Origin of the sequence: Variovorax sp. TBS-050B (assembly GCF_029893635.1) — a bacterium.
Lineage (GTDB): Bacteria > Pseudomonadota > Gammaproteobacteria > Burkholderiales > Burkholderiaceae_C > Variovorax.
Map to the genome: position 1 here is coordinate 4296380 of NZ_JARXYR010000002.1, position 24318 is coordinate 4320697.

At 69.7% G+C, this 24318-nt stretch carries 20 protein-coding genes and 1 pseudogene; 18 read left to right on the top strand and 3 right to left on the bottom strand.

Annotation, left to right across the window (positions count from 1 at the left end; all coding sequences use genetic code 11):
* Positions 1-12: 12 nt before the first annotated feature.
* The 12 genes and pseudogenes from gsiB to M2165_RS23030 all read left to right on the top strand — a co-directional run bounded on the left by gsiB (position 13) and on the right by M2165_RS23030 (position 13121).
* Positions 13-1563 (top strand): glutathione ABC transporter substrate-binding protein GsiB, encoded by a 1551-nt coding sequence (gene gsiB, locus M2165_RS22975; RefSeq protein WP_280816884.1) that lies wholly within the window; start codon positions 13-15, stop codon positions 1561-1563.
* A gap of 127 nt (positions 1564-1690) precedes the next feature.
* Positions 1691-2612, top strand: a pseudogene (gsiC, locus tag M2165_RS22980) (glutathione ABC transporter permease GsiC).
* A 121-nt stretch (positions 2613-2733) separates the two neighbouring features.
* The gene (gene gsiD / locus M2165_RS22985; protein WP_280816885.1) at positions 2734-3651 is read left to right on the top strand and encodes a glutathione ABC transporter permease GsiD; all 918 of its coding nucleotides are present in this window, start codon (positions 2734-2736) and stop codon (positions 3649-3651) included.
* Entirely contained in the window at positions 3648-4706 is a 1059-nt protein-coding gene (locus M2165_RS22990; RefSeq protein ID WP_280816886.1) for a P1 family peptidase, read from the top strand. The genes gsiD and M2165_RS22990 overlap by 4 nt, the downstream gene beginning before the upstream one ends.
* A gap of 21 nt (positions 4707-4727) precedes the next feature.
* Positions 4728-5546 carry a M55 family metallopeptidase gene (locus tag M2165_RS22995; protein WP_280816887.1) on the top strand — a complete coding sequence of 273 codons (819 nt, stop codon included), beginning with the start codon at positions 4728-4730 and terminating at the stop codon, positions 5544-5546.
* Between the two features lie 795 nt (positions 5547-6341).
* Entirely contained in the window at positions 6342-8120 is a 1779-nt protein-coding gene (locus M2165_RS23000) for a nitrite/sulfite reductase (RefSeq protein WP_280816888.1), read from the top strand.
* A complete protein-coding gene (locus M2165_RS23005) occupies positions 8117-8521 on the top strand; it encodes a DUF934 domain-containing protein (RefSeq protein ID WP_280816889.1) in 405 nt (134 codons plus the stop codon). The genes M2165_RS23000 and M2165_RS23005 overlap by 4 nt, the downstream gene beginning before the upstream one ends.
* Positions 8518-9138 carry a phosphoadenosine phosphosulfate reductase family protein gene (locus M2165_RS23010; RefSeq protein WP_280816890.1) on the top strand — a complete coding sequence of 207 codons (621 nt, stop codon included), beginning with the start codon at positions 8518-8520 and terminating at the stop codon, positions 9136-9138. The genes M2165_RS23005 and M2165_RS23010 overlap by 4 nt, the downstream gene beginning before the upstream one ends.
* 44 nt (positions 9139-9182) lie before the next feature.
* Positions 9183-10124, top strand: a complete 942-nt coding sequence (cysD, locus tag M2165_RS23015; protein WP_280816891.1) for a sulfate adenylyltransferase subunit CysD — start codon at positions 9183-9185, stop codon at positions 10122-10124.
* A 115-nt stretch (positions 10125-10239) separates the two neighbouring features.
* Positions 10240-11580, top strand: coding sequence for a GTP-binding protein (locus M2165_RS23020; RefSeq protein WP_280816892.1), 1341 nt, complete (start codon positions 10240-10242; stop codon positions 11578-11580).
* A 39-nt stretch (positions 11581-11619) separates the two neighbouring features.
* On the top strand, positions 11620-11949 hold the full coding sequence (gene fdxA, locus M2165_RS23025) for a ferredoxin FdxA (RefSeq protein ID WP_280816893.1): 330 nt from the start codon (positions 11620-11622) through the stop codon (positions 11947-11949).
* A gap of 149 nt (positions 11950-12098) precedes the next feature.
* On the top strand, positions 12099-13121 hold the full coding sequence (locus M2165_RS23030; protein ID WP_280816894.1) for an NAD(P)/FAD-dependent oxidoreductase: 1023 nt from the start codon (positions 12099-12101) through the stop codon (positions 13119-13121).
* Positions 13122-13127: 6 nt separating this feature from the next.
* Here M2165_RS23030 and M2165_RS23035 read toward each other — a convergent pair whose 3' ends face one another.
* A complete protein-coding gene (locus M2165_RS23035) occupies positions 13128-14435 on the bottom strand; it encodes an aminotransferase class III-fold pyridoxal phosphate-dependent enzyme (protein WP_280816895.1) in 1308 nt (435 codons plus the stop codon).
* 55 nt (positions 14436-14490) lie between these two features.
* A complete protein-coding gene (locus M2165_RS23040; RefSeq protein WP_280816896.1) occupies positions 14491-16425 on the bottom strand; it encodes an adenylate/guanylate cyclase domain-containing protein in 1935 nt (644 codons plus the stop codon).
* Between the two features lie 392 nt (positions 16426-16817).
* On the opposite strand from M2165_RS23040, the gene M2165_RS23045 reads away from it, so the two are divergent.
* The gene (locus tag M2165_RS23045; RefSeq protein ID WP_280816897.1) at positions 16818-18191 is read left to right on the top strand and encodes a cytosine permease; all 1374 of its coding nucleotides are present in this window, start codon (positions 16818-16820) and stop codon (positions 18189-18191) included.
* On the opposite strand, the gene thiD is transcribed toward M2165_RS23045, so the two are convergent.
* Positions 18121-19005, bottom strand: coding sequence for a bifunctional hydroxymethylpyrimidine kinase/phosphomethylpyrimidine kinase (gene thiD, locus M2165_RS23050; protein WP_280816898.1), 885 nt, complete (start codon positions 19003-19005; stop codon positions 18121-18123). The two genes, M2165_RS23045 and thiD, sit on opposite strands and share 71 nt — an antisense overlap.
* A 35-nt stretch (positions 19006-19040) precedes the next feature.
* Between thiD and M2165_RS23055 the strand changes: the two genes are divergently transcribed.
* From M2165_RS23055 to M2165_RS23075, 5 genes are read left to right on the top strand one after another with little or no spacing between them, the layout of a single operon-like run.
* Positions 19041-20144, top strand: coding sequence for an FAD-dependent oxidoreductase (locus tag M2165_RS23055; protein ID WP_280816899.1), 1104 nt, complete (start codon positions 19041-19043; stop codon positions 20142-20144).
* Entirely contained in the window at positions 20141-20347 is a 207-nt protein-coding gene (gene thiS / locus M2165_RS23060) for a sulfur carrier protein ThiS (RefSeq protein WP_280816900.1), read from the top strand. The genes M2165_RS23055 and thiS overlap by 4 nt, the downstream gene beginning before the upstream one ends.
* Positions 20348-20370: 23 nt before the next feature.
* A complete protein-coding gene (locus M2165_RS23065; RefSeq protein ID WP_280816901.1) occupies positions 20371-21189 on the top strand; it encodes a thiazole synthase in 819 nt (272 codons plus the stop codon).
* Entirely contained in the window at positions 21186-22124 is a 939-nt protein-coding gene (thiE, locus tag M2165_RS23070) for a thiamine phosphate synthase (RefSeq protein WP_280816902.1), read from the top strand. Before M2165_RS23065 ends, thiE begins: the two co-directional genes overlap by 4 nt.
* A gap of 10 nt (positions 22125-22134) precedes the next feature.
* Positions 22135-24306 (top strand): TonB-dependent siderophore receptor, encoded by a 2172-nt coding sequence (locus M2165_RS23075; RefSeq protein ID WP_280816903.1) that lies wholly within the window; start codon positions 22135-22137, stop codon positions 24304-24306.
* Positions 24307-24318: the final 12 nt, after the last annotated feature.

Sequence of the window (24318 nt, forward strand, 5' to 3'; positions counted from 1 at the left end):
TGGAGTTCTTCCATGAAGCCATCCTCTTCCTCCCTGCGCTGGGCATCCGCACTGCTGGGCCTGGCCGCACTCGCGGCCTCGGGCACGGCGCTGGCCGCCAAAGACGTGGTGCTGTCCATCGGCTACCAGCCGGAAACGCTGGACCCGTACAACACCAACACCACCATCACCACCGCGGTGACCAAGACCTTCTACGAAGGCCTGTTCCAGTTCGACAAGGACCTGAAGGTGCAGAACGTGCTCGCCGAGAGCTACGAAGTCTCGAAGGACGGCCTGGTCTACACCATCAAGCTGCGCTCGGGCGTGAAGTTCCACGACGGCACCGACTTCAACGCCGAAGCGGTGAAGTTCACGCTCGACCGCGTGCTGAACCAGGACAACAAGCTGCTGCGCTACAACCAGTTCAACCGCGTGAGCAAGGTCGAAGCGGTGAACCCGACCACCGTGCGCATCACGCTGAAGGAGCCCTTCGGCCCCTTCATCAACTCGCTGGCCCATGCATCGGCCGCGATGATCTCGCCCACCGCGCTCAAGAAGTGGGGCAACAAGGACATCGCCTTCCATCCCGTGGGCACCGGCCCCTTCGAGTTCGTCGAATGGAAGCAGACCGAAGCGGTCAAGGCCAAGAAGTTCGACGGCTACTGGAAGAAGGGCTTCCCGAAGGTCGACACGGTGCAGTGGAAGCCGGTGCTCGAGAACAACACGCGCGCCGCGATGCTGCAGACCGGCGAAGCCGACTTCGCCTTCCCGATCCCCTACGAGCAGGCCGAGCTGCTGAAGAAGAGCGACAAGCTCGAAGTGGTGGCGACGCCCTCGATCATCACGCGCTTCCTGGCCTTCAACATGCTGCAGAAGCCGTACGACAACCCGAAGGTGCGCGAAGCCATCGGCTACGCCATCAACAAGGAAGCGCTCGCGAAGGTGGCCTTCGGCGGCTACGCCTTCCCCGCGCAGGGCGTGTTGCCGCAGGGCGTGAAATACGCCGAGAAGATGGCGCCCATTCCGTACGACGTGAAGAAGGCCAAGGAGCTGATGAAGGAAGCCGGCTACCCCGACGGCTTCGAGTCCGTGCTCTGGAGCGCCTACAACAACACCACGAGCCAGAAGACGATCCAGTTCGTGCAGCAGCAGCTCGCGCAGATCGGCATCAAGCTGCAGGTGCAGGCGCTCGAAGTGGGCCAGCGTGCCGAGATGGTGGATTCGTGGCCCGATCCGAAGACCGCCAAGGTGCGCATGTACTACACCGGCTGGTCCTCGTCGACCGGCGAAGCCGACTGGGGCCTGCGCCCGCTGTTCGCCTCTGAAGCCTGGGCGCCGAAGCTCAACAACATGTCGTTCTACAAGAACGAAGTGGTCGACAACGCGCTCGCCAAGGCACTGGTGACGGTGGACGACGCTGAAAAGGCCGCGCTCTACAAGACCGCGCAGGAACAGATCCGCAAGGACCTGCCGCGCGTGCCGATGGTGACCGAGCAGAACCTGTCGGCGCACGCCAAGCGTCTGTCGGGCGTGCACGTGATGCCTGACGGCAACATCAACATCGACGCCATTTCGACAAATTGAGCGCCCCCCCAGGCTTCGCGCACTTCGTGTCGCTACGCCAACCCCCTCGCCGGGGGCGACACCAGCGGCCCGGCCGAGCCGGTTCCGCGGTGTCTCCCGCATGAGGTGCTGACTGTTTTTGCAAGCCATGCTGAATTACTTCCTCAAACGACTGCTGGGCCTGATCCCCACACTGCTCATCGTGGCGGTGCTGGTGTTCCTGTTCGTCCACATGCTTCCCGGCGATCCGGCGCGCCTGGCCGCCGGGCAGGACGCCGACGAGCAGACCGTGGCCATGGTCCGCGCTGAGCTCGGCCTCGACAAGCCGCTGCCGCAGCAGTTCGCGAGCTTCTTCACCCACATGCTGCAGGGCGACTTCGGCACCTCGATCCGCACGCGCCGCCCGGTGGCGACCGAGATCTCGGAGCGCTTCTTCCCGACGGTGATGCTGACCATCACCAGCATGGTGTGGGCAGTGATCTTCGGCATGGGCATCGGCATCGTCTCGGCGGTGTTCCGCAACCGCTGGCCCGACCGGCTCGGCATGACGCTGGCCGTCTCCGGCATCTCCTTTCCCGCATTATGCACTCGGCATGCTGCTGATGCAGATCTTCTCGGTCCAGCTCGGCTGGCTGCCCACGGTGGGCGCCGGCACCTGGAAGCACTACATCCTGCCCTCGATCACGCTGGGCGCCGCGGTGGCCGCGGTGATGGCCCGCTTCACGCGCGCCTCCTTCGTCGAGGTGATCCAGGAGGACTTCGTGCGCACCGCGCGCGCCAAGGGCGTGCGCGAGCGCGTGGTGATCATCAAGCACTGCCTGCGCAATGCGCTGATCCCGGTGGTCACGATGATGGGCCTGCAGTTCGGCTTCCTGCTCGGCGGCTCGATTCTCGTGGAGGCGGTGTTCAACTGGCCCGGCCTCGGCCGCCTGCTGGTCGATGCGGTGCAGATGCGCGACTACCCGGTGATCCAGACGCTGGTGCTGCTGTTCTCGCTCGAATTCATCCTGATCAACCTGATCGTCGACGTGCTCTACGGCTTCATCAATCCCACCATCCGGTACAAATGACCTCCCCCAGGCTCCGCGCACTTCGTGTCGCTTCTCCTCCCCCCTCGCCGGGGGCGACACCGGCGGCCCGGCCAAGCCGGTTCCGCGGTGTCCCGCGAAAGGGCCCGCTCGAATGACCCCCATGACTCAAGCCACCGCCAACGACACGCCCGCAACAGCGCCGGCCCACGCAGTGCAGACCGCGGGCAAGGTCCGCACGCCCTGGGGCGAATGCTGGCGCCGCTTCAAGAACCAGCCGGTGGGCATCGTCGCCGCGCTCTTCGTGCTGCTGCTGGTGTTCGTCGCGGTGTTCGCGCCCTGGATCGTGCCCTTCGATCCCGAGAACTACTTCGACTACGACATGCTGAACACCGGCCCCTCGGCAACGCACTGGTTCGGCGTCGATCCGCTCGGGCGCGACATCTTCAGCCGCATCCTCGCGGGCACGCGGATCTCGCTGATGGCCGGCTTCCTCTCGGTGCTCGTGGGCGGCATCGTCGGCACCACCTTCGGCCTGCTCGCGGGCTACTATGAAGGCTGGTGGGACCGCATCGTCATGCGCATCTCGGACGTGCTGTTCGCCTTCCCCGGCATCCTGCTCGCGCTCGGCGTGGTCGCCATCCTCGGCAGCAGCATGACCAACGTGGTGGTGGCGGTGTCGGTGTTCAGCGTGCCGGCCTTCGCGCGGCTGGTGCGCGGCAACACGCTGGTGCTCAAGCAGCAGACCTACATCGAGGCCGAGCGCAGCATCGGCGCCTCCGACTGGACCATCATCGTGCGCCACATCCTGCCGGGCACGATCTCGTCGATCGTGGTGTATTTCTCGATGCGCGTGGGCACCTCGATCATCACGGCCGCGAGCCTTTCGTTCCTCGGCATGGGCGCGCAGCCGCCGACGCCCGAATGGGGCGCGATGCTCAACGAGGCGCGCGCCGACATGGTGACCTCGCCGCACGTGGCGCTGTTCCCGAGCCTCGCGATCTTCTTCACCGTGCTCGCCTTCAACCTGCTCGGCGACGCGCTGCGCGACGCGCTCGATCCGAAGATCGACCGGCAGTGAGCGCCGCGCACACGCCCGCCCCGCTGCCCCTCGTCGGCAGCCTGCGCGCCGGCCCGCGCGACGCGATCAGCGACGTCGCGGGTGTCACGGTGGGCCACCGCACGCTCGCCGACGGGCCGGTGCAGACCGGCGTGACCGTGATCCGCCCGCATGCCGGCGATCCGTTCCGCGACAAGGTGCCGGCCGCGGCCGTGGTGCTCAACGGCTTCGGCAAGAGCGTGGGCCTGGTGCAGCTCGAGGAACTCGGCGTGCTCGAAACGCCGGTCGCGCTGACCAACACCTTCTCGGTCGGCACGGTGGCCGCGGCGCAGATCCGCGCCTGCATTGCCGCCAACCCGGAGACCGGCCGCGCGCTGCCCACCGTGAACCCGCTGGTGTTCGAGTGCAACGACGGCTATCTCAACGACATCCAGCGCCTCGCGGTGCGCGAAGACGACTACCTGCACGCGCTGGCTGATGCGGATGCCGATTTCGCACAGGGCGCGGTCGGCGCGGGCCGCGGCATGTCGAGCTTCCAGCTCAAGGGCGGCATCGGCAGCGCCTCGCGCATCGTGCCGGGCGACGGCGCCGCCTCGCACACCGTGGGCACGCTGGTGCTCGCGAACTACGGCCGCCAGCCCGAGCTCCGGCTCGCGGGGCATGCGCTGGGCGCGCGGCTTGCCGCGCTGAGCGCGCCGGCGGCGCCGGAGACCGAGAAGGGCTCGATCATCATCGTCGTCGCGACCGACGCACCGCTCGACGCGCGCCAGCTGCGCCGGCTCGCGCTGCGCGCCGGCGCTGGGCTCGCGCGCACGGGCTCCGTGTTCGGCCACGGCAGCGGCGACATCGTGCTCGCCTTCTCCACCGCCTACACCGTGCCCGATCGCGCCGAGCGCGCGATGCCGGCCGTGGCGATGCTGCACGAGACCCGGCTCGACGGCCTGTTCCAGGCCGCGGCCGACGGCGCCGAGCAGGCGATCCTGCATGCGCTGTGGCGCGCCGAACCCGTGACCGGGCGCGACGGCCACCACCGCGCCGCGCTGCGCGACCTGCTGTCCCCTTCCCTTCTTGCCTGATCTGTTCCGGAACGCTGTGCCATGAAAGTCCTGATCTCCACCGACATCGAAGGCGTCGCAGGCGTCTACCACCCCGAGCAGGTGCGCCCCGGCAACCCCGAGTTCGAGCGCGCGCGCCTCTTGATGGCGCACGAGGCCAACGCCGCGATCGCCGGCGCCTTCGACGCGGGCGCGACCGAGGTGCTGGTGAACGATTCGCACGGCGGCTTCCGCAACATGCCGCCCGACGTGCTCGATCCGCGCGCCCGCGTGGTGCAGGGCAAGCCGCGCTACCTGAGCATGGTGGCGGGCGTGGAGGAAGAAGGCGTGGAGGCCGTCTGCATGGTCGGCTACCACTCGCGCGCGCAGGGACGCGGCATCCTCGCGCACACGATCAACAGCTTCGCCTTCGCCAGCGTGTCGCTCGGCGGCCAGGAGCTCGGCGAGGCCGGGCTCTATGGCGCGCTCGCGGGCGAGTACGGGGTGCCGGTGGTGATGGCGAGCGGCGACGACGTGTTCATCGACGAGAACCGCGCGCTGTTCCCCGGGGCCGTGTTCGTCGAGACCAAGCGCGCGACCGGCAACACCAGCGGCGTTTCGCTGTCGCCTGAGAAGGCGCGGCTTGCGATCCGCGACGGCGCGAAGCGTGGGGTCGAGGCGCGGGCTGCGAAGCCGCTGGTCTTCGCGGGGGCGCAGACGGTCACGCTGCGGGTGCAGACGGCGGCGCTGGCGGATCTGTTCTGTCAGTGGCCGGCGTTCGAGCGCGTCGACGGGGTCACGCTGCGCTTCGATGCTCCCTCGGTCGAGGCCGCTGTGCGGATGCTGAACTGTTGTTCGGCGATGTCTTCTATGTTGCGCTGATTTGTTTGGGGGCGGGGGCCGGGTCTCGCCCCGGCGGGCGACTCACTTTCTTTTGCTTCGCCAAAAGAAAGTAAGCAAAGAAAAGGCGACCCTACTGTCTGTGTCCCTCCGCTTCGCTGCGGGCAACCTGCGGTGCTCGACTCCGGCGGGGGTCCGCAGAACTCGCTCCGCTGCGCTGCGCTCAGACAGCTGCGGCCCTGATCCCGCCTCCATCTCCGCTCCTCGGCACAGCCAGAAGGGAGGGGGAGCCCAGCCGGGCCATCGCTTCGCTCGGCCAGCAACGCGCGCACGCGCAGCGTGCGCGCTTGTGTTTGGGGCCGAGCGAAGCGATGGCCCGTCCGTTTCCCTCCCCCTCTGGCTGCGCCGAGGAGCGGAGTGTTTCGCGGATCAGGGCTCGCAGCTGTTTGAGCGAAGCGAGTTCTGCGAGACCCCGCGAAACGCGAGCACCGCAGGTTGCCCCGTAGCGCAGCGAAGGGGTCGCAGACAGCGGGGGTCGCCTTTCTTTGCTTACTTTCTTTGGCGAAGCAAAGAAAGTGAGTCGCCCGCCGGGGCGAGACCCGGCCCCGGAAAACAAACCCCAAACAGCGCCAAAAAAAAACCGACCTTCCCTTATCCAAAAACAACCCCAAAACCCCCGCAAACCCGCATGAACACTGGCGAATAAGCTTATCCGCATAAAGCCCGAACCAAAAAATAGTTTGATCCCATAAGCCGAACTTTCAGAATCTCGGCTTCTTGCTGCTGGGGCGCCCCGTTGATCGTGCGGCACCGCACTTCTCATCAAGAACTCACACGATGTACCAATACACAGAATTCGACCGCCAGTTCGTCCGCCTGCGTGCGGCCCAGTACCGCGACCAGCTCGAACGCTGGCAGAAGGGCAAGCTGCCCGAGGACGAGTTCCGCCCGCTGCGGCTGCAGAACGGCTGGTACGTGCAGCGCTACGCGCCGATGCTGCGCGTGGCCGTGCCCTACGGCGAGCTGTCGAGCCGCCAGATCCGCGTGCTGGCGAAGATCGCGCGCGAGTACGACGAGCCCGAAGCCGAGGTCTACCGCAAGGCCGTCGAGACCCAGGGCAAGCTCGGCAGCCAGAAGCTGCCCACTCACTACGCCCACTTCACCACGCGCCAGAACGTCCAGTACAACTGGATTCCGCTGTCCAAGTCGGCCGACGTGATGGACCTGCTCGCCTCGGTCGACATGCACGGCATCCAGACCAGCGGCAACTGCATCCGCAACATCACGAGCGACGAGCGCGCCGGCATTGCGGTCGACGAGGTGGCCGATCCGCGCCCCTACGCCGAGATCATGCGCCAGTGGAGCACGCTGCATCCCGAGTTCGCCTTCCTGCCGCGCAAGTTCAAGATCGCGATCACGGGCGCCAAGGAAGACCGCGCCGCCACCGGCTGGCACGACGTGGGCCTGAAGCTCGTCAAGAACGAGGCCGGCGAGATCGGCTTCCGCGTGCAGGTGGGCGGCGGCATGGGCCGCACGCCGATCGTCGGCACGGTGCTGCGCGAGTTCCTGCCGTGGCAGCAGATCATGAACTACCTCGAGGCCGTGATCCGGGTCTACAACCGCTACGGCCGCCGCGACAACATCTACAAGGCGCGCATCAAGATCCTGGTGAAGGCCGAAGGCCAGCGCTACATCGACGACGTCGAGGCGGAATACAGGCAGATCATCGAGCACGACGGTGCGCCGCACACGATCACGCAGCAGGAGTTCGACCGCGTGGCCGCGTCCTTCGTGCCGCCCACGCTCGCCACCCGCGTGCTGCAGAGCGCCGAGAAGACCGATGCCGAGCTGCGCGCCCATGCCGCCGACGACGTGCAGTTCGCACGCTGGCTCGCGCGCAACGTCGCGCCGCACAAGAACCCCGCGCTGCGCGCGGTGACGCTGTCGTTCAAGCGCCTGAAGCAGGCGCCCGGCGACGCCTCGGCCGACCAGCTCGACACCATCGCGGTGCTGGCCGACCGCTTCTCGGCCGGTGAAGCCCGCGTCACGCACGACCAGAACATCGTGCTGCCCTGGGTGCATGCCGAAGACCTGCATGCGCTGTGGCTCGCCGCGCGCGCGGCCGGCTTCGCGAGCGCCAACGTGCATCTCCTGACCGACATGATCGCCTGCCCTGGCGGCGACTTCTGCGCGCTCGCCAACGCGCGCTCCATTCCGATCGCCGAGGCGATCACCGAGCGCTACCAGGACCTCGACGAGCTCGACGACCTGGGCGAGATCGACCTGCACATCAGCGGCTGCATCAATTCGTGCGGCCACCACCACAGCGGCCACATCGGCATCCTCGGCGTCGACAAGGACGGCAAGGAGTGGTACCAGGTCACGCTCGGCGGCGCCGACGGCTCCGACCTGGGCGGACCGGCGGTGGCCGGCAAGGTGGTCGGCCCCTCGTTCTCGGCGGCCGAAGTGCCGGGCGTGATCGAGGCCGTGCTCACGACCTACCGCGACACCCGCGAGAGCGGCGAGAACTTCATCGACACGCTGCGCCGCGTCGGCCACGACCCGTTCAAGGCCGCCGCCAACGGTGCGCGCTTCAAGATGGAGGAAGCAGCATGAACCGCAAGCTCAACATCCTGTCCGCCGAGGAACACGTCGACGACGGCGATCCGAAGGTGCTGCAGCTGCCCAACGACGCCGACCCGCTCGCGATCGAGGTCTGCCTCGAGGACATCGAGCGCATCGACCTGCACTTTCCGAAGTTCACCGACGGGCGCGCCTACAGCCAGGCCTTCCTGCTGCGCCGCCGGCTCGGCTTCAAGGGCGACATCCGCGCCACCGGCGACGTGCTGATCGACCAGCTGGTGCAGATGGAGCGCACGGGCTTCTCGAGCGCGGTGCTCAAGGAAGGCGTGGACGCCTCCGACGCGCAGCGCCAGTTCGACCGCTTCGCGGCCTTCTACCAGGGCGATGCGGTCACGCCCGCGCCGCTCTTCAAGCGCGAAGGCGCCGAAGCATGAGCATCGACCTCGCACGCATCAACGCCGAGCTCGGCCGCAATGCCGAAGGCCTGGTGGACTGGGCCATCGGCCTGGGCCGCAAGGCCATCGTGACGACCAACTTCCGGCCCTTCGAGGCCGTGATCCTGCACATGGTCACGCGCGCCAGGCCCGACGTGCCCGTGATCTGGATGGACAACGGCTACAACACCGAGGCCACCTACCGCTTCGCCGACGAAGTCACGAAGCAGCTGGGCCTGGACCTGCACATCTACCTGCCGCGTCGTTCGCGCGCGCACCGCGAGGCGGTGGAGGGCCCGACGCCGGCGCTCGACGATCCGCGCCATGCCGCCTTCACCGAGGAGGTGAAGCTCGAGCCCTTCGCGCGCGCGCTGCGCGAGACGGCGCCCGAGGTCTGGTTCACCGCGCTGCGCGCCACCGACACCGCTGTGCGCGCGCAGATGGACCCGGTCAGCATCAACCCCGACGGGCTGATCAAGGTGGCGCCGCTGCTGCACTGGTCGTCGAAGGACCTCTACACCTATTGCGAAGCGCACGGCCTGCCGAACAACTTCGACTACGTGGACCCGACCAAGGGCGAAGACAACCGCGAATGCGGGCTGCATCTCTCCCACTGAACGCCGCCGACCTCGCCCGCCCCTCGTCACACGCACCTCCTCCGATGAACGCCCGTACCGAAACCGAACTGCTGCTGCCGCCGGCGCATCTGTCCAACACGCATCTCGATGCGCTGGAGGAAGAAACCATCTTCATCCTGCGCGAGGTGGCGGCCGCCTTCGAGCGCCCTGCCCTGCTGTTCTCGGGCGGCAAGGATTCGCTGGTGCTTCTGAAGTGCGCCGAGAAGGCCTTCGGCGTGGGCCGCATCCCGTATCCGCTGCTGATGATCGACACCGGCCACAACTTCCCCGAAGTGACCGAGTACCGCGACCAGCGCGCAAAGGAACTTGGCGCGGAGCTGATCGTGCGCAGCGTGGAAGACTCGATGGCGCGCGGCACCGTGCGCCTCGCGCATCCGGGCGAATCGCGCAACGCGCACCAGTCGGTGACGCTGCTGGAAGCGATCGAGGAGTTCCGCTTCGACGCGCTGATCGGCGGCGCACGCCGCGACGAGGAGAAGGCGCGCGCCAAGGAGCGCATCTTCTCGCACCGCGATGCCTTCGGCCAATGGCAGCCCAAGGACCAGCGCCCCGAACTCTGGACGCTGTTCAACACCCGCCTCGCGCCCGGGGAGCACTTCCGCGTGTTCCCGATCTCGAACTGGACCGAGCTCGACGTGTGGCAGTACATCGCACGCGAGCAGGTCGGCCTGCCCTCGATCTACTACACCCACAAGCGCGAGGTGGTCGAGCGCCGCGGCCTGCTGGTGCCGGTCACGCCGCTGACGCCGGCGCGCGACGGCGAGACGGTGCAGACGCGCGACGTGCGCTTCCGCACCGTGGGCGACATCACGACCACCTGCCCGGTCGAGAGCGTCGCGGCCGATGCTGACGACGTGGTGCTCGAAACGCTCTCGGTCGACGTGAGCGAGCGCGGCGCGACGCGCATGGACGACATGACGTCCGAAGCCTCCATGGAGAAACGCAAGAAGGACGGGTACTTCTGACCCACCCCCAGGCTTCGCGCACTTCGTGTCGCTACGCCCACCCCCTCGAAGGGGGCAACACCAGCGGCCCGGCAGAGCCGGTTCCGCGGTGTTCCACGAATTGGAGAACCACTCAATGAACGCTGCTGTCACTTCCAACGCCGTGCCCGCCGATGTCCACGGCGACACCGCCACCGCCCTGCGCTTCATCACCTGCGGCTCGGTCGACGACGGCAAGAGCACGCTGATCGGCCGCCTGCTGGTCGACAGCAAGACCGTGCTGCAGGACCAGCTCGCGGGCGTGCAGCGCGGCGGCGAGACCGATCTGGCGCTGCTGACCGACGGCCTGTCGGCCGAGCGCGAACAGGGCATCACGATCGACGTGGCCTACCGCTACTTCTCGACCGCGAAGCGCAAGTTCATCATCGGCGACGCGCCGGGCCATGAGCAGTACACGCGCAACATGGTCACGGCCGCCTCGGCCGCCGACGCCGCCGTGGTGCTGGTCGATGCCACCAAGCTCGCCTGGGCGGCCGAGGTGGAGGACGGCACGGTGGTGAAGCGCGAGCTGCTGCCGCAGACGCGCCGCCACACGCTGCTCACGCACCTGCTGCGCGTGCAGTCCATCGTGTTCGCGGTCAACAAGCTCGACGCGATCGCCGACGCCGGGCTGGCCTTCGAGCGCATCTCGACCGCGCTCCAGGCCTTCGCCGAAGCCGCGGGCGTGAAGGTCGCGGCCATCGTGCCGATCTCCGCGCTCAAGGGCTGGAACGTGGCCACGCGCCACGCCGACTGGGTCGGCTACGAGGGCCCGAGCCTGCTCGAGCTGCTCGAAGACCTGCCGGTCACGGTGCAGGACGAGGCCGTGCCCTTCGCCTTCCCCGTGCAGTGGGTGGAGAAGTTCTCCGCCTCGGCCGACACCTCGCAGGGCCGCCGCGTGTTCTGGGGCCGCGTGGCCGCGGGCCACGTGGAGCCCGGCCAGCGCGTGACCGTGCTGCCGAGCAACCAGACGGCCACCGTGGCCCAGGTGCTGAGCCACACGCGCCAGCCCAAGGCGGTGCATGCGGGCCACAGCGCCGGCATCGTGCTCGACCGCGAGGTCGACGTGTCGCGCGGCGACTGGCTGCTGGCGCCCGGCGCCTTCGAGCCGGTGCGCGAGATCACCGCCACGGTCGCCTGGCTCGACGACGAGCCGCTGGTGGCGGGCCGCATCTACTGGGCGCTGCAGGGCCACCGCTGGGTCAAGGCCAAGGTGGCGCGCATCGTCGACCGCGTGAACATCACCACGCTCGAATCGGAAGCCGCGAGCCAGCTCGAGGCCAATGCCATCGGCGACGTGGTGCTCGCGCTGCAGCAGCCGCTCGCGGTGCTGCCGTTCACGCAATCGCGCGCGCTGGGGTCGCTGGTGCTGGTCGATACCGCCTCGCACAAGACCGCCGCGGCCGTGCTCGTGCAGCCGGCCGCCGTAAAAGCCTAAAATCCCGGGTTTTCCCGACCACTGACGTTAGAACACCCAATGACCCACGTCGTCTCCGAAGCCTGCATCCGCTGCAAATACACCGACTGCGTGGACGTTTGCCCCGTGGACTGCTTCCGCGAAGGCCCCAACATGCTGGTGATCGATCCGGACGAATGCATCGATTGCGCGGTGTGCATTCCGGAATGCCCGGTCAATGCGATCTACGCCGAGGAAGACCTCCCGGCCAACCAGATCGCCTTCATCAAGCTCAACGCCGAACTCGCCCAGGCCGACGGCTGGAAGAGCATCACCAAGCGCAAGCCGGCGCTGCCCGACGCCGAAGAGTGGAAAGACAAGACCGACAAGATCGGCGAGCTGGTCCGCTGAGAGACCGAATGCGGGCTTCCGAACGCAGAGGACGCGAAGGTTTCGCAGAAGACGCGAAAGAATCCGAAAGAAATTTCTGATGCCTTCTTCTGCGTCCTTTGCGGAATCTTCGCGCCTTCTGCGTTCGGCAGTCCGATCCCGCCTTCCCGATGTCGAATCGGATTGAAACCGACGCGCTGATCATCGGCGCCGGTCCCGTCGGGCTGTTCCAGGCCTTCCAGCTCGGCCTGCTCGAGATCTCCTGCCACATCGTCGATGCGCAGCCCGCCCCCGGCGGCCAGTGCGTGGCGCTCTATGGCCACAAGCCGATCTACGACATTCCCGGCACGCCGGTGACCAGCGGGCGCGAGCTCGCGCAGTCGCTGCTGCAGCAGGTGGCGCCTTTCAAGCCCCAGTTCCACTTCGGCGAGCAGGTCGAAACGCTCGCGCGCCAGGGCGACGGGCGGCTGCTGCTCTCTACCTCGGCCGGCAAGTCCTTCCTCGCGAAGACGGTGTTCATCGCGGCCGGCGTGGGCGCCTTCGTGCCGAAGCGCATCGCGCTCGACGGCCTTGCGGCCCACGAGGGCCGCACGCTCTTCTACCACCCCGATGCGCTCGACCGCTTCGCCGGCCAGGCGGTGGTGGTGAACGGCGGCGACGAGGCGGCGCTCGAGACCGCCATCGCCCTCACGCGCATCGCGCGCGAGGTCACGCTGGTGCACCGGCGCGATGGCTTCCAGGCCGACGAGGCCACGGTGGCGGCGATGCGCGCGCTCGTGGCCGAGGGCAGGCTCGGCTTCGCGGTGGGCCAGCCGAGCGCCTTCGACGGCCGCACGCTCCGGATCGCCACGCCCGAGGACACGACGATCGAACTTCCGCTCGACGCGCTGGTCGCCTGCCTCGGCATCTCGCCGCGGCTCGGGCCGATCGCGGACTGGGGTTTCGAACTCGAACGCAAGCAGGTGCCGGTCGACACCGAAAAGTACCAGACCCGCGAGCCCGGCGTGTTCGCGGTCGGCGACATCAACACCTACCCCGGCAAGAAGAAGCTGATCGTCTGCGGCTTCCACGAAGCCACGCTGGCCGCCTGGGGTGCCGCGGCGATCGTGTTCCCGGGCAAGGCGATCCCGCTGCAGTACACGACCACCAGCACCCGGCTGCACGAACTGCTGGGCGTGGCCGGCCGCTCCTGAGCCGGCTCAGCCGGCCTTCGGCAGCAGCGCGCGGTGGTCGGCGATGAAGCTGGCGACGGCGGCGACGTAGCGGTCGATGTCGGCCTCGGTCACCGGCAGCGACAGCACCACGAAGCCGCGCGGCGAGGCGTAGATGCCCTCGGCCAGCAGATGGAAGAACAGCAGCTGCCGCAGCCGCGCATCGACCGCCGCCAGGTCGGCCACGCTGCCCACCTCGCCCTGCACGAAATGCGCGTTCATCAGCGAGCCGATGCCGGTGAACTGCAGCGCCACGCCCTCGGCCGCGCCGAGCGCGTTCAGCCGCGCGCGCATCGCCGCGCCGCGCTCGGCCAGCGCGCCGGCCGCCTCGGGCGTGAAGAGCTTCGTCAGCCCCGCATGGCCGGCCGCCATGGTCATGACGTTGTTGTTGAAGGTGCCCGAATGCGCGAGCGCCCCGGTGCGCGGATCGAACTGCGCCATCACGTCGGCGCGTCCGCCGAAGGCGCCGAAGGACATGCCGCCGCCGATGTACTTGCCGAGCGTGGTGAGGTCGGCGCGGATGCCGAGCTGGTTCGCGAGGCCCTGCGGCCCGAGGCGCGAGGTCATGACCTCGTCGAAGATCAGCAGCGCCCCGGCCCGCGTGGCCGCCTCACGCAGCGCCTGCAGGAACGCGGGCCGCCCGGGGATGCAGCCGGCCGCGCCCTGCATCGGCTCCACGAGGACGGCCGCGATCTGCGGGCCGTGCTGCGCGATCTGCGCCAGCGCCGCCTCGGTGTCGTTGTAGCGCAGCACGAGGAAGTCGAAAGGCACGGTGGTGGGCAGCGGCCGGCCATCGCCGAAGCCGAGCACGCCGCCGTGGTAGCCGCCCGAGAACACCACGATCCTGCGCCGTCTCGTGAAATGCAGCGCAGCCGTGAGCGCCATCAGGTTGGCCTCGGTGCCCGAGTTGGTGAAGCGCAGCTGCTCGATCTGCGGAAAGCGCTCGCAGATGAGCCGCGCGAGCCGGCCTTCGAGCAGGTTGTGGCCGGTGAGGTTGATGCCGGCGTCCATCGCCTGGCGTACCGCCTCGCGGATCTCGGGCGCCGAGTGGCCGTAGACGCCCGCCGTGTACTCGGCGATGAAGTCGGCATAGCGGTGGCCATCCGCATCCCACAGCGCCGCCCCCTCCCCCCTGGCGATGGTGAGCGGGAACGGCGGATAGAACAGCACCGAGCGCGTGTTGGCGCCCGGCAGGTAGCGCGCCTGGGCTTCGAACTGCGCCCGGCTCGCGGGGTTGGCGTCGGCGAAGCGGCGCTGTGCGTCGGCAAGGGCCCGGTCGAGCGTGTCGGCGGTCATGGCGGTTCCTCGGGGAAGTGCGGCTGTGGCCGCATGATCGCCGATCCGCCGCCGCTCAGGACGCCGCGGCGTCCCCCGGCTGCGGCTCGAGCAGTTCGTAGAGCACCATCCGCGTCTGCCGGCCGCGCAGCGCCACCTGCTCCTCGATGCGGCGCGTGGCCAGCCGCCCGCGCAGCCCGGCGTGGGTGGCTTCCGACATCAGGGTGCTCGTGCCCAGGTGCTTGTTCGCGCCCTCGATGCGGCTCGCCACGTTGATCACGTCGCCCACCGCGGTGTACGAGAGCCGGTCGCTCGAACCGAGCACGCCGGCGATCACCACGCCGGTGTGGATGCCGACGCGGGTGCGGAACGCCTGCAGGCCTTCGGCCTCCCACCGCCGGTTGAGCGCGGTCATCTCGGCATGCAGATCGAGCGATGCGAGGCAGGCGCGGTACTCCGCATCCGGCAGGTCCACCGGTGCGCCCCAGAGCACCATGATGCCGTCGCCCATGTACTTGTCGACCACGCCGCCGTGCCGCGCGAACACGCGCCCGGCCAGGTTGAAATACTCGGTGAGCTGCCGCACCAGCACGCCGGCCTCCAGCGATTCGGAAATGCCGGCGAAGCCCTCCACGTCGGTGAACATCGCGGTCACGCGGCGCGGCGAGCCGCCCGGCGCGAGGTCGTGGCCCTCGGCGACGAGCTGGCGGATCAGGTCGATCGGCACGAACTTGGCGAAGGCCCGCAGGCTGCGCGCCGAGTCGTCGAGCGCACGATTGAGGTGCTGGATCTCGAGCACGCGGCTGTGCTCCTGCGGCAGTTCGTCGAGTTCGAGGCGGCCGATGCGGCGCGCGGTGTTGGCCAGGTTCTCGATCGGCGCGGTCACGAGCCGCGACAGGCGCAGCGAGATGAGGAGCGCGAGCACCAGGAAGGCGAGCGTCAGCAGCAGGCCCCAGTGCACCAGGCGATCCAGGTCGGCGATCAGCGGATCCTGCGGCTCCCAGCTGATCAGTTCCCAGCCGGTGGGATCGACGTGCGACGCCTCGACGCGGTAGCGCGTGCCGTCGTGGACCACGACGAAGCTCTCGTCCGCAACGTTCTCGGAGATGCCGTGCGCCTTCATGTAGTCATGGATCGCGCCCAGCACGCCGCCTTCGGCCCACTGCAGCGCACGGACCACCTCGGGATGGTCGCTGCGCGCGAGCACATGGTGGTCGTCGCTGAGCAGCGCGCTCTCGCCATGGCCGGGACGGCCGAACTGGCGCAGCAGCGTCGACAGGTGCCCGAGCGACACGCGCGCCACCACCACCAGCGGCTGGATGCGGCCTTCGTCGTCGACGCGGCGGGCGGGCTGGGCGTAGCCGACGCTGATCTCCTGGCCCGCGGCCGCCTGGAACGGCGGCGTCCACGTCGGCGCCGCGGCCTTCAGCACGTCGCGGAACCAGCGCTGGTCGGTCGCATCGGCGCCGGTGCGGAAAGCCTCGATGCGCTGGGTGGCATAGCGCTGGCGCGCGTCGCCGCCCTCGGCATCGGGCGAGGGCTTGAACTGCCAGGTCTCGGTGCTGAGGGCGCCGTTGCGCTCCACCTGCCGGATCACCGGTTGCGGGTAGCGCTCGGCCATCAGCAGGTGGCCGTCCGGGCTGGCCACGCCGATGCAGTCGAGCTCGGAGGCCTCCTCCAGCATCGTCCACAGCATCTCGGCGCTGCGCTCGCCGTCCTCGCCGAGCGGATGCAGGCTGGGCGAATCGCCGACCGCATGCACCACGGCCTTCGACTTCGCGAGGAAGGCGAGCAGGTTGTCCTCGATGCGGCCATGGCCGAGCTTGTGCGCCGCCTCCCCGACGCGCGACACCAGCCGCTCGGCGCCCCAGTAGCCGAGCGCCACCAGCAGCAGCGACTGCACGAGCGCGACGGCGCAGATGATGGTGCCGACGTCGACCCGGAAGCGGCGAATGCGCTTCTGCGGCCGAACCGAAAGGTCTGCAGCGGATGGACCCTGAACTCGTGACATGAAACTCCCCTGACCGCCGGGCGGTCGCGCTCTGATCTTGTGGTTGCCGCGATTTTCGCCGCCTTGGCGCAGCCCCGGGGCGCGGTGAATCCCGGCCCAAAGCCGCTGCTGGCGTCACAGCCTTTGCGACACCGGATAAACTCGGCCCCGCGCCGCGGTTCGCCGGGGCGCATTGGCTAGGGGTGCTGGGCGGCTTGCCGACCGGCTGAGAAAGTCCCTTTGAACCTGTCCGGTGGTGTCACCGGGGGCCCGCACCGTTGCTGACGGTGCAGGCTCGAGGCAATCCTCGCGCAGGGAAGCTGGTCCGGTGGCCACTCACGTTCTTTCTTCGCGTGACGGCCGAGCCACCCGGGCCCCGCCCACCTGCCAAACCTTTTGCATGGAGCAAACGGATGGCACGCATCGACGACAACACGGGCAACGAACCCGCCAGCGCCCCGCCGGGCCGCAACGAGGCGCTCACGCCGCTTGCCGACTCGCAGCGCGTCTTCGGCTGGCACGACCATGCCTCGCTGTGGTTCAGCCTCGGCGTGGGGCTGCTGGTGATGCAGGTGGGCGCCTATCTGGTGCCGGCCGTGGGCACGCGCGACGCGGCGATCGCGATCGTGCTGGGCTCCGGCATCGGCGCCGCGCTGCTGGCCTGGACCGCCCGCATCGGCTGCGAAAGCGGCCTCGCGAGCGCGGGGCTGATGCATGCCACCTACGGCAGCGCCTTCGCGCGGTTGCCGGTGCTGCTCAACATCGTGCAGCTCGTGGGCTGGACCACCTTCGAACTGGTGATCATGCGCGAGGGCACGCAGGCGATCGGCCAGCAGGCCTTCGGACTGAAGCTCGACGGCGCCCCCGGCGGCGCGCTCACCACGCTGCTGTGGGGCGCGGTGCTGATCGCGCTGCTCGCGGGCTCGATGGTGAAGCTGGTGCGCCGCTTCGTCAGCCGCTTCGGGCTGCCGCTGGTGGTGCTGTCGCTGCTGTGGCTCAGCTGGCAGTTCGCGACGCAGCTGCAGGCCAGGGGCCTCGAGGCCTTCTGGGCCCGGCCCGGCAACGGCGGCATGGGCCTGTTCGGCGCGCTCGACCTCGTGATCGCGATGCCGGTCTCGTGGCTGCCGCTGGTGGCCGACTATGCGCGCCACGGCCGGCGCAGTGCCGGCGGGCTGGGCGGCGCCTTCGGCGGCACCTGGCTGGGCTATGCGCTCGCCAACGTCTGGTGCTATGCGCTGGGCGTGATGGTGGTGAGCGTGGCCGAGCCCGGCACCGGCCTGGTGACCGCGCTGCTGCTGGCACAGGGCGGCCTGGTCGCGCTGGGCCTGATCCTCGTGGACGAGCTCGACAACGCCTATGGCGACGTGTATTCCGGCTCCGTCTCCACGCATAGCCTGCTGCCGCGCTGGAGCGTGCGGCGCTGGGGCCTGCTGCTGGCGGCGCTGTGCACCGCGCTCGCGCTGGTGCTGCCGATGCACACGCTCGAACCCTTCCTGCTGATGCTGAGCTCGGTGTTCGTGCCGCTCTACGGCGTGATCCTCGGCCGGCTCGGCACCGGCTCCGCGGCGCTGCCGGTGGTGGCCGCGCGGCGCGTGGACGTTGGTGCGGCACTGATCTGGATCGCCGGCATCGCGGCCTACCACGCCTGTGCCAAATGGGCGCCGCAGTTCGGCGCGGCCCTGCCGACGCTGGCCGCGACCTTCGTGCTGGCGTGGATCAGCCGACCGAAGCCGACGGCCGCGACGACGGCAGGCGGTGCGTCGGCACTGGCGCGAAGCCGTGGTTGAGCGGACCATGGCCAGCACCCGTTCGCACCTGCGCGCCCGCGGCCATCGCGCCGAGGATGTAGGCGCGCGCGCGCTCGACCGCCTCGGGCAGCACGGCGCCGAGCGCGAGATGGGCCGCGACGGCGGACGACAGCGTGCAGCCGGTGCCGTGCAGGTTGCGGCTTGCGATGCGCTGCGACGACAGGCGCCTGCGCGCGCCGCCGGCCTGCAGCAGCACGTCCACCACCTCGTCGCCCGGCAGATGACCGCCCTTGAGCAGCACCGCCCGCGCGCCGAGCGCCAACAGCTCGTCGGCGGCACCATCGAGCGCACCGATGCCTTCGATGGCATGGCCGACGAGCAGCGCGGCCTCGTCGAGGTTGGGCGTGACCACGCTCGCGCGCGGGAACAGCTCGCGCACCAGCACCTGCACCGTCTCGGCGGCGATCAGGCGGTCGCCGCTGGTGGCCACCATCACCGGGTCGAGCACCACGTTGGGCAGCCGGTAGTGGTCGATGGCCCAGGCCACCACCTCGACCACCTCGGGCGCATGCAGCATGCCGAGCTTGACGGCATCGACGCCGATGTCCTCGACCACGGCCTGGATCTGCGCCTTGAGGAACGCAGGCGGCACGCCGTGGATGCCCGAGACGCCGAGCGTGTTCTGCGCGGTGAGCGCGGTGATGGCCGTCATGCCGTAGCAGCCGAGCGCCGAAAAGGTCTTGAGGTCGGCCTGGATGCCGGCGCCGCCGCCGCTGTCGGAGCCGGCGATCGAGAGCACGCGCGCATAGCGCAGGGGCGCTTGCGGCGCGTCGTCGGTAGGTGCTTGGGTCATGCGGAAAATTATCGGCGACGCGGAAAGGGGCGGCCATGAACACGCCGGCTCCGCTGCCTTTCCGCTCGGTCGCGATCCTCGGCGCGGGCCTGATGGGCCGGCTGCTCGCGGTCACGCTGGCGCGCGCGGGCTGCCAGGTCGCGCTGCACGAGGCCGGCAGCGCCGAGGCCGAGGGCGCGGCCGCGCGCGTGGCCGCGGCCATGCTCGCGCCGCTGGCCGAATCGGCGGTGGCGCCCGCCCCCGTGGTGCGCATGGGCCACCATGCGCTCGCGCGCTGGCCCGAACTGCTGGCGCCACTGGCCGCGCCGGTGTTCTTCCAGCGCGAGGGCACGCTGGTGCTCTGGCACCGGCAGGACGCGGCCGAAGCGGCGCGGCTCTCGCGCGTGCTCGCGCGCACCGGCGAGCAGGTGCCCGAACTCGCACCGATGCAGGCCATCGACGCGGCCGGCATCGCCGCGCTCGAGCCGTCTCTTGAACGGCGCTTCGCGCAGGGCCTCTACCTGCCGGGCGAGGGACAGCTCGACAACCGCGGGCTGCTCGGCGCGCTGCGGGCCACGCTGGAGGCGAGCCCCAACGTGACGCTGCACTGGCAGTCGCCGCGCGCGCCGGAGGATTTCTCGCCCGGCGCACCGGGCCAGCCCGAGCAGCTCATCGACTGCCGCGGACTCGGCGCCCGGCCGCAGTGGCGCGCGCTGCGCGGCGTGCGCGGCGAGGTCATCCGCGTGCATGCGCCCGAGGTGACGCTGCGGCGCCCGACGCGGCTGGTGCATCCGCGCTATCCGCTCTACATCGCGCCCAAGCCCGGCGGCGTGTTCGTGATCGGCGCGACCGAGATCGAGTCGGACGACATGTCGCCGGCCAGCGTGCGCTCCACGCTCGAACTGCTGAGCGCGGCCTATGCGGTGCACAGCGGCTTCGCGGAGGCGCGCATCCTCGAGATCGCCACCCAGTGCCGCCCCACGCTGCCCGACAACCTGCCCGCGATCCGGCGGCCGCATCCGCGCCTGCTGCAGATCAACGGGCTCTACCGCCACGGCTTCATGATCGCGCCCGCCGTGCTCGACGCCGCGATGGAGCTGCTCGCGCAGGGCCGTTCGCCGCTCGCCGACCGCCTGGGCCTGGAGATCCGCACCGAATGACGACGATCCACGTACTGATCAACGACAAGCCCTTCTCGCTGCCCGACGGCGCCACGCTGGTGGACGCGATCGCGGCGATCGAGGCCGTCCCGCCCTTCGCGGTGGCGGTGAACCGCGAGTTCGTGCCGCGCTCGGCCTATGCGGCGCGCATGCTGCGGGCCGACGACCGCATCGAAGTGATCCGCCCCGTGACGGGCGGCTGATGGAACCGATGGAGACGACACACATGACCACGACGACCCCGAACGACCCGCTGGTGCTCTACGGCCAGACCTTCCAGAGCCGCCTGCTGCTCGGCACCGCGCGCTACCCCTCGCCCGACCTGCTCGAGGCGGCCGTGCAGCGCGCCAGGCCCGCGATGCTCACCGCCTCGCTGCGCCGCCAGACCGCCAACCAGGGCTCGGGCAACAGCGAGCTCGGCAACGGCTTCTGGGAGCTGCTGCGCCGGCTCGCGGTGCCGGTGCTGCCCAACACCGCCGGCTGCCACAGCGTGCAGGAGGTGGTCGCCACCGCGCACATGGCGCGCGAGCTGTTCGACACGCCATGGATCAAGCTCGAGCTGATCGGCGACGACTACACGCTGCAGCCCGACACGCTGAACCTCGTCGACGCCGCCTCGCAGCTGATCCGCGACGGCTTCCATGTGCTGCCCTATTGCACCGAGGACCTCGTGCTGTGCCAGCGCCTGGTCGACGTCGGCTGCCAGGCCGTCATGCCCTGGGCCGCGCCCATCGGCACCGGCCGCGGCCCGGTGAACCCCTATGCGCTGCAGCTGCTGCGCGAGCGGCTCGACGTGCCGATGCTGGTCGATGCCGGCCTGGGCCTGCCTTCGCACGCATGCCAGGTGATGGAATGGGGCTACGACGGCGTGCTGCTCAACACGGCGGTCGCGCTCGCGCAGGACCCGGTGGCGATGGCCGGCGCCTTCGCCGATGCGGTGCAGGCCGGCCGCAGCGCCCACCGCGCGGGCGCCATGGCCGCACAGGATGCCGCCCAGCCGAGCACGCCGGTGCTCGGCACGCCTTTCTGGCATCACGCGGCATGAGCGCGGCCATCGATTCGCGCCACGTCGCGCAGGCGATCGTCGCGGCCCACGGACTGCGCTTCGGCACCACCGCCGCGGCCTCGGCCGTTTCGGCGCCCAGCCATTCCTCCGACGACCCGGTGTACCGCGGCGCCAAGCAGGCCTGCAGCGCGCTCGGCTTCATCGAGATCGATGCCGAATGCCTCGCGCGCGCCTGGCAGGCACAGACCGCGCGCACCGGCACCTTCGATGCCAGCCAGTGGCCCTGTACGCCGGCCGACTTCGGCCTGCGCGCCTTCCCGCCCGCGGCGCGCGAGGACGCCTTCGCGCCCTGCCCCGAGCGGCTCGGCCTCTATGCCGTGCTGCCCGATGCCCAATGGGTGGGCCGCATGGCGCGCGCGGGCGTGCCCACGCTGCAACTGCGCTTCAAGTCCGACGACGCGGCCGCCATCGAAGGCGAAGTGCAGGCCGCCGTCGACGCCACGCGCGGCACTGGCGCGCTGCTCTTCATCAACGACCACTGGCGGGCCGCCATCACCGCCGGCGCCGACGGCGTGCACCTGGGCCAGGAAGACCTCGACGCGCTCGATCCGGCGGAGGTGCGGCAGATCCGCGACTGCGGCCTGCGGCTCGGCGTGAGCACGCACGGCTATGCCGAGATGGTGCGCGCCGATGCAGTGAGCCCGAGCTACATCGCCATGGGCGCGGTGTACCCGACCACGCTCAAGAAGATGGCGACCGCGCCGCAGGGCGTGGCGCGGCTCGCGATGTACGCGCGGCTGATGCGCGGCTATCCGCAGGTGGCGATCGGCGGCATCGACGCGCTGCGGCTGCCCGAAGTGCTGGCCACCGGCGTGGGCTCGGTGGCCGTGGTGCGCGCGCTGGTCGCGGCCGACGATCCCGAGGCCACCGCCGCGCAATGGATGGCGGCGATGCGCACGGCCGCAGCGGCATGAACGACGACAGATGAAGACAAACCTCCGACCGACTCCGCTCGCGCGTCCTTCCCCGGTGGCGCGCGGCGCGTCCGCCGCGCTTCTGGTGCTGGCAGCCGCCAGCGCCGCGCAGGCCCAGCAGCCCGCGAGCGAACTGCCCGCGATCACCGTCAACGAAAGCAGCGCGGCGCCGCAGGCCGAGGTCAGCGGCTTCGGCGACGTGCCGCTGCGCGAGCTGCCGCTCTCGGCCACCGTGATCGACAGCACCCAGCTTCGCGCGAGCGGCGCGCGCCGGCTCTCCGACCTGGCGCAGTTCGATGCGTCCGTGACCGATGCCTACAACTCCGCCGGCTACTGGGACTACCTGACGGTGCGCGGCTTCGTGCTCGACAACCGCTTCAACTACCGGCGCGAAGGCCTGCCGATCAGCGCCGAGACTTCGATCCCGCTCGACAACAAGGAGCGCATCGAGATCCTGCGCGGCACCAGCGGCATCCAGGCCGGCACCAGCGCGCCCGGCGGGCTGGTCAACTACATCGTGAAGCGGCCGACCGAGCAGGACCTGCGCACGCTGCGCATCGAGACCACGAGCCGCGGCAGCCTGCTCGGCGCGCTCGACCTGGGCGGGCGCTTCGGCGCCGACCGCCAGTTCGGCTATCGGCTCAACGTGGCGGGCGAGAACCTCAAGCCGCTCGTGCACGACCTCGACGGCAACCGCAACCTGTTCTCGCTCGCGGCCGACTGGCGCCTCACGCGCGACGCGGTGCTCGAGTTCGAGATCGAACGCAGCCACAAGACGCAGCCGAGCCAGAACGGCTTCAGCCTGCTCGGCAACATGCTGCCCGCGCCGGTCGATCCGAAGATCAACCTGAACAACCAGCCGTGGTCGCAGCCCTCGGTCTTCGATGCGCTGACCGGCAGCCTGCGCTTCAGCCAGGCGCTGAACGCCGACTGGCGCTGGAGCGCGCAGATCGGCCGGCAGCGGCTGCGCAGCAACGACCGGCTGGCCTATGCCTTCGGCTGCGGCGTGGAGGGCAACTACGACCGCTACTGTTCCGACGGCAGCTTCGACTTCTACGACTTCCGCAGCGAGAACGAACGGCGCACCCAGACCGCGGGCAGCCTGAACCTCAAGGGCAACCTGATGACCGGCAGCGTGCGGCACGAGCTCGGCTTCGGCCTGCTCGCGAGCCGCGTGCGCAACCGCTTCCAGGACCAGGCCTACAACTACGTCGGCACGGGGAACATCCTGGCGACCGCCGTCGTGCCGCCGGACCCCACGCTGACGGATGCCAACACCAACCGCGACGAACGCTCGACCGAGCTCTCGGTGCAGGACGCGATCCGCTGGAACAGCCGCTTCACCACATGGCTCGGCGTGCGCCACACGCGTCTCGACCGCGACAGCATCCGCACCGACGGCACGCGCCCCACTGGCTACAAGGACGGCATCACCACGCCGTGGATCGGCGCGAGCTTTGCGATCCGACCGGACCTGATGGCGTATGCGAGTTGGGGCAAGGGCGTGGAGTCGCAGGTGGTGCCGAACAAGAGTTCGCAGTACGGCAATGCCGGCGAGGCCCTGCCCGCGCTCGCCTCGCGCCAGTGGGAGCTCGGCCTCAAGGGCGGCAGCGATGCCTTCAACTGGCAGCTTGCCTGGTTCGACATCCGCCGGCCGATGACCAACCTCGACGCCTGCAACCGCCTCGGCATCACGCCGTGCGAAGGCCGCTACGACGGCAGCGCGGTGCACCGCGGGCTCGAGGCGGGCGCGCAATGGAACGCGGGGCCGTGGCGGCTCGGCGGCAGCGTCGCGTTCATCGACGCCAAGCGCCGCGGCAGCATCGCCGAGCCCGCGACCAATGGCCAGTCGCCGACCAACGTGCCCAAGCAGGTGCTGCGCGCCCAGGCCGCCTACCGCGTGGCCGCCGTGCCGGGCCTCGAGCTGCTCGGCCAGCTCTCGCACGAGGGCCGGCGCAACGTGCTGCCGGACGGATCGATCGCGCTGCCCTCGTGGACCCGCGTCGATGCCGCACTGCGCTACGAGACGCGGATGCGCGGCATGCAGACGAGCTGGAGCATCGCCATCGACAACCTCTTCGATCGCCGCTACTGGAAGGAATCGCCCTACCAGTTCGGGCACGTCTATCTCTTCCCCGGTGCGCCGCGCACGCTGCGCCTGGGGCTGAGCGTGTCGCTCTGAGACATGGCTCGA